The following is a 12,444-nucleotide window of genomic DNA, read 5'->3' on the forward strand; positions in this document are numbered from 1 at the left end:
CGGGGGCTGGGGCATCAGCCGGTCCCTGCCGCGCCGTCGCCGTCCGGACCGTCAGCTTTTCGCAGGTCGGCATCGGTGAGCGCTTCCAGCTCGCCGTGGGCGTCGAGCCAGTACAGCAGGACGACCGCCGGGACGACGAGCACCAGGGCCACCAGCGTGACGACCATGAGCCAGGTCAGGGTGCCCGATGCGCCCGCCCCCTCGGCCACGGTCAGCGAGGTGGGGATCAGATAGGGACGCTGGGCCATTCCCCAGGCGATAACGCCGGAGGCGACGACCGCGACGGCTGTGACACGGACCCAGGTGCCCGGTGTCCGCAGCAGCAGACCGGCGGTGGCGAGTGCGGCCACGCCGGCCATGACGACGAACACCAGCCCGGCTCCGTGGGTGAGTCCGTGCCGGATGTGAGGAGCGTCGTCGGCGATGACGAACAGCGTGATGACCGCCAGTACGGCCAGTACGCCGAGACTGGCCAGCGCGCGCCGCCGGAAGTAGCCGATCAGGTCGGAGGCTTCGAATCTGCGAGCGTCCCCGGAGAGAAACACCGCGCCCAGGAAGGCCGTCGTCGCGATGGCCAGCAGGCCGAACAGGAGCGAGGTGGGGTTGGCCCAGGCGTCCGCCGCTGCCTCGGTGCCCGCGGCCACCCGGCCGGAGGCGACTCCGCCGACGGCGGCGCCGAGGAAGAACGGCGTCACGAGCGAGGCCACGGCGAACACGGCTCCGTAGAGGCGCCGGCCGGCCAGCCGCCGGGAGACCTTACGGAAGGCGAAGCCGGCGCCGCGCAGGAGCAGGCCCACCGCGGCCAGCGCCAGTGGCAGCCAGAGCGCGGAGAACACGGTCTGGAAGAACGTCGGGAAGCCGGTCCACATGATGACGAAGATGAAGATCAGCCACACGTTGTTGACCTCCCACACCGGCGCCATGGCGTGGTCGATGAGCCACCGCGGGCGCTTGCCGCGCTCCGCGCCCCCGGCCGTGAGGTCCCAGAAGCCGGCACCGTAATCGGTACCGCCCGCGCAGGTGTACGCGGCCACGGCGAGGAGGAGCACGACGGCCGCCAGGTCGGCCGTCATCGCCGGCCCTCCTCGGAGGCGCTGCTGCCGAGAGCGGAGTCCCCTCCCGGAACGGGTGCCCGCGGCCCGTAGGGACTGTCCGTCTCCGGCACGTGGCCGGGGTGTGGCCCCCCTGCTCGCTGCTCGTCGGCGAGCCGCCAACGGGTGCGCATCGTGAGCAGGACGGCGAGGAGCGATCCAAAGATGAGCAGGTACACCACGATCACCAGTCCGAGCGTGATCCACAGGGTGGTGGAACGGGTCGCGGTCACCGCCTCGGCGACCTTCATGTTCTGGTACACGATCCAGGGTTGGCGTCCCACCTCGGACGCGACCCACCCGCATTCGACGGCCGCCACGGAGGCGACGCCCGCGCATGCCGCGCCGCGGTAGAACCACCTGGAGGCCGGGAGCCTGCGGTGCCGCAGCCAGACCAGGCCGTACCAGAGAGCGAGCAGTACCAGGACGGACCCGATCCCGGCCATGAGGTCGAAGGCCCAGTGGGCGATGGTCGCCTGGGTGGCCGTCGGCCGTTCGTCGGCCGGGACCGAAGTCAGCCCGACCACCTCGGTGTTCACACTGAAACCGGCCAGCAAGGAGTCGAGCAGGGGGACCTTGATGCCGCCCGTGACGGAGCCGTCCGGGTGCAGTCGGCCGAACAGATACTCCGGAACACGGGTGTCGGTCTTCCAGACGAGTTCCATCGCGGCGAACTTCACCGGCTGCTTCTGGAACACCGACCGAGCGATGGAGTCACCCAGGATGAACTGCACGGGAGTGGCCAGAGCGGCGATGGTGAAGGGAACGGCGAAGCCGAGGCGGTGGTAGCGGTCGCGGCGGCCGCGCAGCCATCCGACGGCGTAGACGCCGGCCACCATGTAGCCGGCGGTCAGCACCATCGCCACGACGAAGTGCCAGTACTGCGGCCCGAGCATCGGCGTGAAGAGGGCCTTCCACACGTCCACATCGACGGGGTTGCCGCCGGGGTCCAGGGAGAAGCCCTGCGGGGTGTTCATCCAGGAGTTGGCGGCCAGGATGCCGAACGCCCCGAGCAGGGCGGTGGCCGGCAGCGGCAGGCCGAGCAGGAAATGCGTACGAGGCTTCAGCCGGCGCCATCCGTAGAGGTAGATGGCGATGAGCACCGCCTCCAGGAAGAACGCCCATGCCTCGACACCGAATCCGATGCCGAAGACGTCACCCCACCTGCCCATCAGACCCGGCCAGAGCAAGCCGAACTCGAAGGAGAGCACGGTCCCGGTGATCACACCGACCGCGAACTGGACCGCCATGACGGCCGACCAGCGCCGCGCGAGCAGCAGGGCGGTGGCGTCGTTGCGTCGCAGCCCGTGGTAGTGCATGACCAAGGTGATGAAGGGGAGCGCCACGCCCAGGGGGACCAGGATGATGTGGGTGGCCAGGGTGAAGGCCATGAGCTCCCGGGCGGGCAGGAGTTGAGCGGGGGCATCCGCCAGCAGCTGGACCGAGGTGTGCATAAGGGCCTTCACCGTTCCACGATCCCCTGACTCCCTCGCTACGTGGCGCCGGTGGCCGATGGCACCCGGTCCGGCACAAGGGCCAAGGAATCACCGGCCGCAGACAGCAGGCGGTGGGGCAAGCCGCGGTTGGGCCGTCCGGCAGGACATTTCGCCCGATCGGACCAGTGGCAGCGGTCGTCGGACCGGCTCAACTCCGTCTGTGCTGGGCGGCGCGGCGGCGAGCACACCGCCCGCTGCGCTCAGGGGCTCTCGCTGAGGGCGATGGCAGCGGCGGGGCACACACCGGCGGCTTCGCGGACGGCTTCGTGCTGCTCCTCAGGAGGAGCGGCGTCGAGGAGAACGACCACGCCGTCGTCATCACGCTGATCGAACGCCTCCGGCGCGATCAGCACGCACTGCCCCGCTCCGCAGCACTTGTCCTCATCAACCGTGATCTTCATGTGCCCTTCCTCTTCCGGGAGTTGGGGTGCGTGGTCACAGGGGCGCCGAGCAGGCCGACGATCGCATCGGTCAGCGAGTCGGCCGCATGTTCCCAGGAGGCGTGCAAGGGGGGTGTGCCCTCTGCCAGCGCGCGCTCCCGTTCCGCGCAGGTGTGGGTGATGAGGTGGCGGGCCATGCTCCCGCGTTCGGCTCGTACCTGGGCCGGCACGGCCTTGAGGCAGCGGCCCAGACCGTCGAGGGTCTGTCGCAGATGTTCCCTGACCAGCGCCTCATCGGTGACGAGGGCGCGCATCATGGGGTCGGCCATGACCTGGGCGGCGAAACGGGCATGCCAGGAAGGGGGGCCGAGCGAACCCAGATGCTCCGGTACGGGGCGCACCAGGCAGCCGACCCAGTCCCGGATGTCGTCACTGATGCCGACTGCTTCCAGATGCCGCTGCCGCAGCAGTTCGATCTGCTCGCCGCGCTTGGTCATGATGGCGCGCACCAGCCCGGCCTTGCCGCCGAAGTGATAGCTGACGGCCGTGACATTGCCCTGGCCCGCCGCTTCGCCGATCTGACGGCTCGACACGGCAGCGAGCCCGTGCTCGGCGAAGAGCCTTTCCGCGGACGCCATGATCGCCTCACGAGTCCCTGCGACGCGGTCGGCGCGAGCGGCTCCGCCCTTGACGCCGCTCACCACGTCACCGGCAGTTCACGCAGCGGGGAGGTCAGCAGCCCCTCATGGCGGCGCAGGTCCCCCGCGCCGGTGCCCAGATCGAGTGTGGGCAGCCTGCGCAGCAGAACGGTGAGCGCGGCCTGCAACTCTGTGCGGGCCAGCGGCTGTCCCAGGCAGGAGTGCGGTCCGGAGCCGAACGCGAGATGCGGGTTGGGGCTGCGGCCCAGGTCCATCTCGCCCGCCGCCTCCCAGGCGCTCTCGTCACGATTCGCCGCGGCCATGCTGCACACCACGGTGGTGCCGCGTGGGACGACGCCACCGGAGAATTCCGTGTCCTCGTGGACGTAGCGGAGCATGCCGAAGCCGCCCGCGTTCGGATCGAAGCGCAGCGCCTCCTCCACCGCCGGGCGGACCAGAGAGGGATCCGCCAGCAGCCGCTCCCAGCGCCGTCGGTCGGACAGCAGGTGCGCCACCATCATGGCGAAGAAGCCCGCGGTGGTCTCGTGCCCGGCGAGCAGCAGCGCCTGCCCGGTGGCCACCAGCCCGTCCTCGGACATCGGCCGTCCCTCGGCGTCCGCACCCGCCAGGAGGAGGCTGAGGAGGTCGTCTCCGGGCTGTGCGCGCTTGCCCGCGATGAGACCGGACATGTACTCGGCGAACTGCTGATACGCCGCTTCCGTCTCGGCCCGCGTGTACCGGGTGGTGTTCAAGAAGGTGTCGGACCAGCCCTTGAACCTGTCGCGGTCGCTCTCCGGCACGCCGAGCATGTGGCAGATCACGAACACCGGGAGGGGAAAGGCCAGGTGGGTCACCAGGTCCGCCGGCTGCCCGTGTTCGAGCATCTCGTCGACGAGCTGATCGGCCATCGCCTCCATGCTCGTCCGCAGTGCCGTCATCCGTTTCGCCGTGAACCACTTGCCGACCATGCGCCGCCACCGCTGGTGCCCCTCGGCGTTGAGCGCCTTTGCCATCGGGCTGCTGAAGATGCCTTCCGAGTCACCGGCCGCCACACGGGCCGCGTCGGGGGAGGCGAGACCTTCGCGGCTCAAGCGCGGGTCGGAGAGCGCCCTCTTGACGTCCTCGTAGCGAGTCAGCAGCGCCGCCTCGTCGCCGCTCGGCAGCGTCACCCGCGCGACCGGGCACTTCTGCCGGAGATCCGCCCACTGCGGTGGAGGCTCCAACGCGGCCGGAGCGACGATCGGGTAGCTCAAGGGCTCGGTGTCCTGGACGTCGGTCACGCGCGGCCTCCTGGTGGGGGTTCGTGACAGCAGTCAAACCCGGGACATCAGTTAAGTCAATCGACTGAATTAGAAGTTCCTGTCGTCGCCGCGGGCGGCGATGGCGCTGGTGCTCCAAGGCGACCTGCGGAAAGAAGGCGAAGAAGGCCAACCTCAAGGCCGGTTCGCGTTCAGGCGCCGGCGCGAAGGTCGGTGACGAGGCGGAAGCGTTCCAGGACCGTCAGCGTCCCGTCGTGCACGGTGAACCCGGGGTCGCCCAACCCCGCGCGCATCTCCTCGCTGTGCCAGAAGCGCTCGTGGCCCGCCCGCCACTCGGCCACGGTGGCGTCCCCTTCCCCCTCGTCCACCACATGAGCGAGATCGACCTCGGCCAGTGGGACGACGCGCACGCCGGTGACCTCGATGACCGCGACCGGACGGTCGTCCGAGTCGACGACCACCGAACGGCTACCGACTTCCGGCAGGGGCTCCCCGCCGTGCTCGTAGTCGACGGCGAGCCCCGTCGTGGAGGTCTTGGAGCCGTTGAGGACGGCCGCGACCAACTGGTCGCGCAGCGGGCCGGGGAAGGCGAACTCGGTCCTGGGCATCGACGCGGAATTCCGGGACGAGGTGGCGTCATGCTTCATGCGCGCCACCGTATCGACCCGGCCGTGCAAGGGCGGCGAATCGGTCTGCTTCGGCTCGGGGCCCGAATCGTCCGGGCCCCGCTCTTGGAGTGGCCTCCAGTTCACATGTACGAGCTGTTTGGGGGATTGCCCCAAGCATTTGCCAGAAGATTTACGGATCAGCGTGGCAGTTGCAGTATGGGAGGGTGTGACTGTCGATGGACGAGGAGGCGGAGACGGTGGGCGGTGTACGCGGCCTGGACGGCAGCGCGGGGGATGTGGACTACCGAAGTATCGGCTCCGGCTATTCGAGCTTCCGTCGTCCGGACCCGCGCATCGCCCAATTCGTCGCCGACGCGCTGGGCGATGCCCGCAGGGTGATCAACGTCGGTGCCGGCTCCGGGTCTTACGAGTCGGTGGCACCCGCCGTAACGGCCGTGGAGCCGTCCGAGTCGATGCGTGCGCAGCGCGCGGCGTGCCTGCCCCGGGCGGTGAACGCGGTGGCGGAGAGCCTGCCGTTCGATGACGGGCAATTCGACGGTGCGATGACGCTCTTCAGCGTCCATCAGTGGAGCGACGTCGAGGCGGGCCTGCGCGAGATGCGGCGGGTGACCCGAGGCCCGGTGGTCGTGCTGACCTGCGATCCGGAGCTGGTACGGAATTTCTGGCTGTACGAGTACGCGCCCGAGGTGCTCGACACCGAGGCGCGTCGGTACCCGTCGATCGACGCATTGGCCGCCTCGCTCGGCGCGGTCGTCGATGTGCGGTCCGTGCCGATCCCGTTGGACTGTACGGACGGCTTCAACGAGGCGTACTACGGCCGCCCCGAGATGCTGCTCGATCCGGCGGCCCGGCAGGCATGCTCGGCCTGGAGTTTTGTCGACGACGGCGTGCGCGAGCGGTTCACCACGCGCCTGCGGGACGACCTGGATTCCGGTGCGTGGGACGACTGCTTCGGCCATCTGCGCAGGCAGGCGTTCTACGAGGGCTCGCTCGTCATCGTGCGCGCGACACCGCAAGAAGACGAGGAGCACCACCATGGGCGTACCTGATCGGATGGACGAGGAACTGCGCGCCCTGGGCCTGGTGGAGGCGCAGCGCAGAGCGGCAGCCCTGTTCGCCGAGGTCGAAGTCAGGCGCCTGGTGGCGCCCGGGGCGGGCGAGCGGGAGGTCAGCGACCGGATCCGGGACCTCGCCAACGAGATGTTCGGGACGACGAAACACTGGCACAAGCGGATCGTCCGTTCGGGCCCCAACACCCTCTTCCCGTATCGGGAGAATCCGCCGGACCGGGTCATCGGCGAGAGCGACATCGCCTTCGTCGACTTCGGACCGATCTTCGAGGAGTACGAGGCGGACTTCGGCCGTACCTTCGTCTTCGGTGACGACCCGGTCAAGCACCGGCTGCGGGAGGACCTCCCGAGCGTCTTCGCGGCCGGCCGACGCGCCTTCCACGCCGACCCCGACATCACGGGCAAGCAGCTCTACGCCGAGGTGGAGCGGCTGGCGGCCGAGTCCGGCTGGGCCTTGGGCGGCTGGCACGCCGGGCATCTCGTCGGGGAGTTCCCGCACGAGACGATCGACGGGGCCAGGACGGAGTCGTACATCGTGCCGGACAACGCCCGCCCGCTCCGTCGTACCGACCGGGCCGGCTGGCGCTGCCACTGGATCCTGGAGGTCCATCTGGTGGATGAACGCAACGGATTCGGCGGATTCTACGAGCAGTTGTTGGACCTGGCCTGACGGCGCCGATCGACTGCGGGCCCCGGAGGTGTGTCGCCGGTGGTCAGGCGGCGGCGAGGGAGATCTCGGTCGACTTGATCAGCGCGACGACGGAGGAGCCGGCGGCCAGTCCGAGGGCTTCGACGGCGTCCTTGGTGATGGCTGCGGTCAGCTCGCCTCCCTCGACGGAGACCTTGACCGAGCCCATGGCGTTACCGGTGGCGACGTCGGTGACGGTGCCCGCGATCTGGTTGCGGATGGAGAGGCCGTCGACGGGGGCGGTGGCGAGCGAGACCTCGGTGGACTTCACGAGGGCCTTGACCGCGGCCCCCTCGGCGAACCCGAGGTCCTTGACGGCGTCGGCGGTGATGGCTGCCGTGATCTCCTGTCCGCCGGCCAGCCGGACCCTCACGGTCGCCATGGCCTCGCCGGACGTGACGGACGTGACGGTGCCGGGGAGCTGGTTGCGGATGCTCAGACTCATGAAGAAACGCCTCGCAAAAGTCGGGGAAGGCAAGGCCGTTTGAAGCCCGCGCCATTGCTTACGCTACGCGATGCCGAATGCATCCGTGGGTGAGCCCATCGCAGCTGCCAGCCGAATGGCCCTGTGGGGCCGCATAACGTTGGCCGCCTGGAATTCGCCGGCCGATCCAGCCGCTGAGTGCCGTCTGACCAGTGACTTTCGGGGGAGTGGACGTTGAATCGGATGCCCGGCCGGCGTTCATGAATTGCAGATAGGGCATTTCCCGGCCGTCAATTGCCGCAGATGCAAACCATGGCGATTCGAAGATCACGCATTTTCCGGGCGCCCGCGCGGGGTGCGGCCGCGCCGGAAACTCGGGTCGCCCGTTTTCAGCCGGGAACTGACGGCGGATCGAGGCCGCCGTTGTCAGTAGACGTCTCGGACGTAGCGCCTGTCCGCGGCCAGGCGCCTGACGTACGCGGTTGCTTCGTCGTCGGCCATGCTGCCGTGGGTGGCGACGATGTCCTTGAGCGCCTGGTCGACGTCCTTGGCCATGCGGCCCGCGTCACCGCAGACGTAGAAGTGGGCGCCGTCCTGGAGCCATTGCCACAGACGGGCGCCGTTCTCGCGCATGCGGTCCTGCACATAGACCTTGTTGCGCTGGTCGCGGGAGAAGGCCAGGTCGAGGCGGTCGAGGTGGCCGGACGCGCGGTGCGCCTCCAGGGACGGGCGGTGGTAGAAGTCGGTGGCCTGGCGCTGCTCGCCGAAGAAGAGCCAGTTGGGGCCGGTGTGACCGCGGGCCAGGCGGTCTTCGAGGAAGCCGACGAAGGGCGCCACTCCGGTACCGGGCCCGACCATGATCATGGGGGTGGTGGCATCGGTGGGCGGCCGGAAGTGCGGGGAGCGCTGTACGAAGACCTGGACCGGGCCGTCGTCCGCGCACTCGGCGAGGTAGGTCGAGCACACTCCCTTGCGGTCGCGGCCGAGGTCGTTGGTGTAGCGGACGACGGAGACGGTGAGGCGGACCTCGTTCGGATGGGCGAGGGGGCTGGAGGAGATGGAGTAGAGCCGGGGCTGGAGGCGCTGGAGGACGCCGGCCCATTCGGCTGCCGAAGCGCGGACGGCATATGCGCCGACGACGTCGGCGGCCTGGCGGCCCCAACTCCACTTCGCCAGGGCGTCCTTGTTGTCGGGCCGCAGAAGTCGCCTCAGGTCGTGGCTGCCGGTTCGCTCGGCGACGAACTTGAGCAGCTCGGTGGTGATGCGGGAGATGTCCAGCCGCGTGCGCAGCGCTTCTTCGAGGGGGAGAGGCATGCCGTCCCCGAGGTCGACGGTCTCGTCGGGGTCCAGGCCGGTGAGCGCGAGCCACTCGGCGACGAGTCCGGCGCTGTTGGCCGGCCACACGCCGAGGGCGTCGCCGGCCTCGTAGGCGAGGTCGCCGTCGCGGGTGTCGAAGGCGAACTGCCGGACCTCCTTCTGGGAACCGGGCAGGCTCAGCAGCCTGTTGCCGACGAGGAGGGTGGCGAATGGAGATGCCTTGGTGTGGACGGCCGGTGCGGGAGCCGGTGGAGGGGAGAGGGTGCCAGGTGCGGCCGTGGTCGTCGCGGAGGGCTCGGGGGCTGTCCCGGGAGCCCCGTCCGCCGGCACAGGCTGCCTGCTGTCGGCTGTGGCGAGGGCGTTGACCACTTGGCCGAGCCACCGCTCGGCGGCCTCTTCGTAGTCGGGTTCGCAGTCCGTACGGGCGAGGAGGCGGGTGGCGCCGAGTTCGTCGAGGCGTTGGTCGAGGCGACGGCCGTGCCCGCAGTAATCGTCGTAGGCGGAGTCGCCGAAGGCCAGTACCGCATAGCGAATGCCCTCCAGCCGCCCGGTGTCCGGGGCGGACAGGGCCTGCCAGAAGTCGGCGCCGTTGTCGGGGGCGTCGCCGTCGCCGAAGGTGCTGGTGACGATCAGCAGATCGGTGTCGGTGGCGAGGTGGACCGGTGTGGCGTCCGCCATGGGCAGCAAATCGGGGGTCCGGCCCGCCTCGGCGAGGTGTGCGGCGGCGGTGGCGGCGAACTCCTCGGCGTTGCCGGTCTGCGAGGCCCAGAGGATGACCAGGCGGCGGGTCGGCACGGCCGTCCCGGGGGCCGGTGAAGTCGTCCGGGCGGGAACGGGATCAGGTGCCGCGGTGCGGGAGAACATGCCGGCGAGGACGCCGTCGACCCACTGGGCCCGGCCCGGTTCGAAGGGGGCGCCCGGCGGCAGGACCGGGACGCGCCCGTCGGGCGGGGCCACGGCGAGTCCGGAGAGGTATCCGGACAGGTAGCGGCGCTCCTGCTCGGCCAGCGGCGCGGGGGCGAGGTCGGCGAGCCCGAACAGCGTGGCGAGGGCGGAGAGGGCGGGAGCGGCGGAGTCCGCCGCGGCGGCCGGCTGGGCCGGTGCGGACGTCATGGGCGCTCCTTCGTGCGCGGTGCCCGCCGGGGTGGTCTCCGGTTGTGTATCCGGGCGGGACTCCGGGACCGGGCCGGCGGTCTTGGCCAGTGTGACGGCGCAGACCTTGAACTCGGGCTGGAAGGAGAGGGGGTCGATGGCGTCGTTGGTGACGGCGTTGATGCTGAGGTACTCGCCGAACAGGTCGTTCCAGTGGAAGGGGGCGAAGCAGGTGCCCGGGCGGACCCGGTCGGTGACCACGACGGGCAGGACGGCACGGCCGCGGCGGGAGGCGACCTCCAACCGGTCGCCCTCCGCGACCCCGAGCGCGGCGGCATCGTCGGGGTGGACCTCGACGAAGGGGCCGGGGTCGAGCTTGTTGAGTTTGGCGACCCTTCCGGTCTTGGTCATCGTGTGCCACTGATGTGGGAGGCGGCCGGTGTTGAGGACGAAGGGGTACTCGTCGTCGGGGAGTTCGGCCGCCGGCAGGTGCGGGCGGGCGAAGAACTGCGCGCGTCCGCTCGCGGTGGGGAACGCCAGGCGGGGGCGGGTGCCGTCCTCCCGTTCCAGCGGCGTCCGGCTGACGCCGTCGTTGAGGTAGCGGATCGGGTTGCGGTCCGGGCCGTCGGCGGCGGGCGCCGGCCACTGCACCGGGGTGGCGCGCAGCCGCTCGTAGGTCACGCCGCGCAGATCCCAGCCGGTCTTGGGGTTCCAGGCCCGCTTGAGCTCCTCGAACACCTCCTCGGAGGAGGCGTAGGTGAAGGCGTCGGCAAACCCCATCGCGCAGGCCACCCGGGCTATCAACTGCCAGTCGGGCAGGGCCTGTCCGGGCGGGTCGAGGGCGCCCTGGGCAAGTGTGAGGTTCCGCTCGGAGTTGATCAGGATGCCGTCGGACTCCGCCCACAGGGCCGCGGGCAGGACGACATCGGCGTAGGCGTTGGTCTCGGTGTCGGCGAACACGTCTTGTGTGATGACGAGTTCGGCGGCCTCCAGACCGGCGATGACGGTCTTGCGGTTGGCGACGGAGGCGACCGGGTTGGTGCAGATGATCCAGCACGCCTTGATGTCACCGGCGGCCATCTGCTCGAACATCTCGACGGTGCCGCGCCCGACCTCGGTGCGCAGGGAGCCCTCGGGTATCTTCCAGAGGTTCTCGATGAAGGCGCGGTCGTCATCGACCAGCACGGAACGCTGGCCTGGCAGGCCGGGTCCCATGTAGCCCATCTCGCGTCCGCCCATGGCGTTGGGCTGGCCGGTCAGTGAGAAGGGCCCGGAGCCGGGGCGGCAGATGGCTCCGGTGGCGAGGTGCAGATTGACCAGGGCGTTGGTGTTCCAGGTGCCGTGCGTGGACTGGTTCAGGCCCATGGTCCAGCAGCTCATCCACTCGCCGGCCTCGCCTATCCACTGCGCCGCCCGGCGGATGTCGCTCTCGGCGAGTCCGGTGATCTCGGCGACCCGGTCGGGCGGGTAGTCCGCGAGGAAGGCGGGTATCTCCGCCCAGCCCTCGGTGAAGTCGGCGATGAACTCCTCGTCGGTGTGCCCGTTCGCGACCAGCAGATGCAGCAGGCCGTTGAGCAGGGCGAGGTCGGTACCGGGCTTGATCTGCAGGAAGAGGTCGGCCTTGTCCGCCGTGGCGTTGCGGCGGGGGTCGACGACTATCAGCTTGGCGCCGGCGGACTTCACCCGGTCCATCATGCGCAGGAAGAGGATCGGGTGGCAGTCGGCCATGTTGGAGCCGATGACGAAGAACGTGTCCGCGCCGTCGAAGTCCTGGTACGAGCCGGGCGGGCCGTCCGCACCCAGCGACAGCTTGTAGCCGGATCCCGCGGAGGCCATGCACAGGCGCGAGTTCGACTCGATCCGGTTGGTCCGGATGAACCCCTTGGCCAGCTTGTTCGCGAGGTACTGCGCCTCCAGGGACATCTGCCCCGACACGTACAAGGACAGCGCGTCGGGCCCGTGCTCGTCCAGGATCGCCCGCAGGCGGCCCGCGACCGCCGCGATGGCCTCGTCCACGTCGGTCTCGGCCGGCTGATCGCCCCGCTCCGCGCGCACCAGCGCCTTGTCCACGCGCCCGGAGGCGGCCATCATGTCCGCGCTCGTCGCCCCCTTGGTGCACAGGCGGCCGAAGTTCGTGGGGTGTGCCTTGTCACCGGCAGCCTTCGCGGCCCGGCGCCGGCCGTCGCCGGGGTCCCGGGTCACATCGAGCACGATCCCGCAGCCGACCCCGCAGTACGAGCAGACCGTGCGGACGCTGTGGTCCGTCGCGCCAGTTGCCACCCAAACTCCACTCCGCGGTGTGTCCATCTCCTGAACCGGGCCGCCCCCGTCGGCGACGGCAGCCTAGGACAGCACCCTAG

At 70.0% G+C, this 12,444-nt stretch carries 10 protein-coding genes; 2 read left to right on the forward strand and 8 right to left on the reverse strand.

Features of this window, described 5'->3' with window-relative positions; translation table 11 throughout:
- Nucleotides 1-14: 14 nt before the first annotated feature.
- The 6 genes from QOM21_RS34640 to QOM21_RS34665 all read right to left on the reverse strand — a co-directional run bounded on the left by QOM21_RS34640 (nucleotide 15) and on the right by QOM21_RS34665 (nucleotide 5,511).
- Nucleotides 15-1,073, reverse strand: a complete 1,059-nt coding sequence (locus QOM21_RS34640; RefSeq protein WP_407555049.1) for a cytochrome d ubiquinol oxidase subunit II — start codon at nucleotides 1,071-1,073, stop codon at nucleotides 15-17.
- Nucleotides 1,070-2,545, reverse strand: a complete 1,476-nt coding sequence (locus QOM21_RS34645; protein WP_407555989.1) for a cytochrome ubiquinol oxidase subunit I — start codon at nucleotides 2,543-2,545, stop codon at nucleotides 1,070-1,072. The genes QOM21_RS34640 and QOM21_RS34645 overlap by 4 nt, the downstream gene beginning before the upstream one ends.
- A 242-nt stretch (nucleotides 2,546-2,787) precedes the next feature.
- Entirely contained in the window at nucleotides 2,788-2,988 is a 201-nt protein-coding gene (locus QOM21_RS34650) for a ferredoxin (RefSeq protein WP_407555050.1), read from the reverse strand.
- Nucleotides 2,985-3,605: a TetR/AcrR family transcriptional regulator gene (locus tag QOM21_RS34655; protein WP_407555051.1), complete on the reverse strand. Its 621-nt coding sequence runs from the start codon at nucleotides 3,603-3,605 to the stop codon at nucleotides 2,985-2,987. Before QOM21_RS34655 ends, QOM21_RS34650 begins: the two co-directional genes overlap by 4 nt.
- A 59-nt stretch (nucleotides 3,606-3,664) precedes the next feature.
- On the reverse strand, nucleotides 3,665-4,885 hold the full coding sequence (locus tag QOM21_RS34660) for a cytochrome P450 (protein WP_407555052.1): 1,221 nt from the start codon (nucleotides 4,883-4,885) through the stop codon (nucleotides 3,665-3,667).
- A gap of 170 nt (nucleotides 4,886-5,055) precedes the next feature.
- Complete coding sequence (locus QOM21_RS34665; RefSeq protein WP_407555053.1) at nucleotides 5,056-5,511, reverse strand: ASCH domain-containing protein; 456 nt, start codon at nucleotides 5,509-5,511, stop codon at nucleotides 5,056-5,058.
- A gap of 197 nt (nucleotides 5,512-5,708) precedes the next feature.
- Between QOM21_RS34665 and QOM21_RS34670 the strand changes: the two genes are divergently transcribed.
- Together QOM21_RS34670 and QOM21_RS34675 are read left to right on the forward strand one after the other, a co-directional pair.
- Nucleotides 5,709-6,542: a class I SAM-dependent methyltransferase gene (locus tag QOM21_RS34670; protein WP_407555054.1), complete on the forward strand. Its 834-nt coding sequence runs from the start codon at nucleotides 5,709-5,711 to the stop codon at nucleotides 6,540-6,542.
- On the forward strand, nucleotides 6,529-7,233 hold the full coding sequence (locus QOM21_RS34675; protein ID WP_407555055.1) for a M24 family metallopeptidase: 705 nt from the start codon (nucleotides 6,529-6,531) through the stop codon (nucleotides 7,231-7,233). Before QOM21_RS34670 ends, QOM21_RS34675 begins: the two co-directional genes overlap by 14 nt.
- Before the next feature lie 43 nt (nucleotides 7,234-7,276).
- Here QOM21_RS34675 and QOM21_RS34680 read toward each other — a convergent pair whose 3' ends face one another.
- The gene (locus tag QOM21_RS34680) at nucleotides 7,277-7,696 is read right to left on the reverse strand and encodes a molybdopterin-binding protein (protein ID WP_407555056.1); all 420 of its coding nucleotides are present in this window, start codon (nucleotides 7,694-7,696) and stop codon (nucleotides 7,277-7,279) included.
- A gap of 405 nt (nucleotides 7,697-8,101) precedes the next feature.
- Entirely contained in the window at nucleotides 8,102-12,391 is a 4,290-nt protein-coding gene (locus QOM21_RS34685; RefSeq protein WP_407555057.1) for a molybdopterin-dependent oxidoreductase, read from the reverse strand.
- Between the last annotated feature and the right edge of the window lie 53 nt (nucleotides 12,392-12,444).

The sequence above is a fragment of the Streptomyces sp. Pv4-95 genome (assembly GCF_045782725.1).
Classification (GTDB): Bacteria; Actinomycetota; Actinomycetes; order Streptomycetales; family Streptomycetaceae; genus Streptomyces.

Excerpts from the sequence above, each read along its gene's own strand:
- QOM21_RS34645 (WP_407555989.1), bottom strand. The coding sequence starts at position 2,545 with ATGCACACCTCGGTCCAGCTGCTGGCGGATGCCCCCGCTCAACTCCTG.
- QOM21_RS34665 (WP_407555053.1), bottom strand. The coding sequence starts at position 5,511 with ATGAAGCATGACGCCACCTCGTCCCGGAATTCCGCGTCGATGCCCAGG.
- QOM21_RS34670 (WP_407555054.1), top strand. The coding sequence starts at position 5,709 with ATGGACGAGGAGGCGGAGACGGTGGGCGGTGTACGCGGCCTGGACGGC.
- QOM21_RS34680 (WP_407555056.1), bottom strand. The coding sequence starts at position 7,696 with ATGAGTCTGAGCATCCGCAACCAGCTCCCCGGCACCGTCACGTCCGTC.
- QOM21_RS34675 (WP_407555055.1), top strand. The coding sequence starts at position 6,529 with ATGGGCGTACCTGATCGGATGGACGAGGAACTGCGCGCCCTGGGCCTG.
- QOM21_RS34640 (WP_407555049.1), bottom strand. The coding sequence starts at position 1,073 with ATGACGGCCGACCTGGCGGCCGTCGTGCTCCTCCTCGCCGTGGCCGCG.
- QOM21_RS34650 (WP_407555050.1), bottom strand. The coding sequence starts at position 2,988 with ATGAAGATCACGGTTGATGAGGACAAGTGCTGCGGAGCGGGGCAGTGC.
- QOM21_RS34655 (WP_407555051.1), bottom strand. The coding sequence starts at position 3,605 with ATGGCGTCCGCGGAAAGGCTCTTCGCCGAGCACGGGCTCGCTGCCGTG.
- QOM21_RS34685 (WP_407555057.1), bottom strand. The coding sequence starts at position 12,391 with ATGGACACACCGCGGAGTGGAGTTTGGGTGGCAACTGGCGCGACGGAC.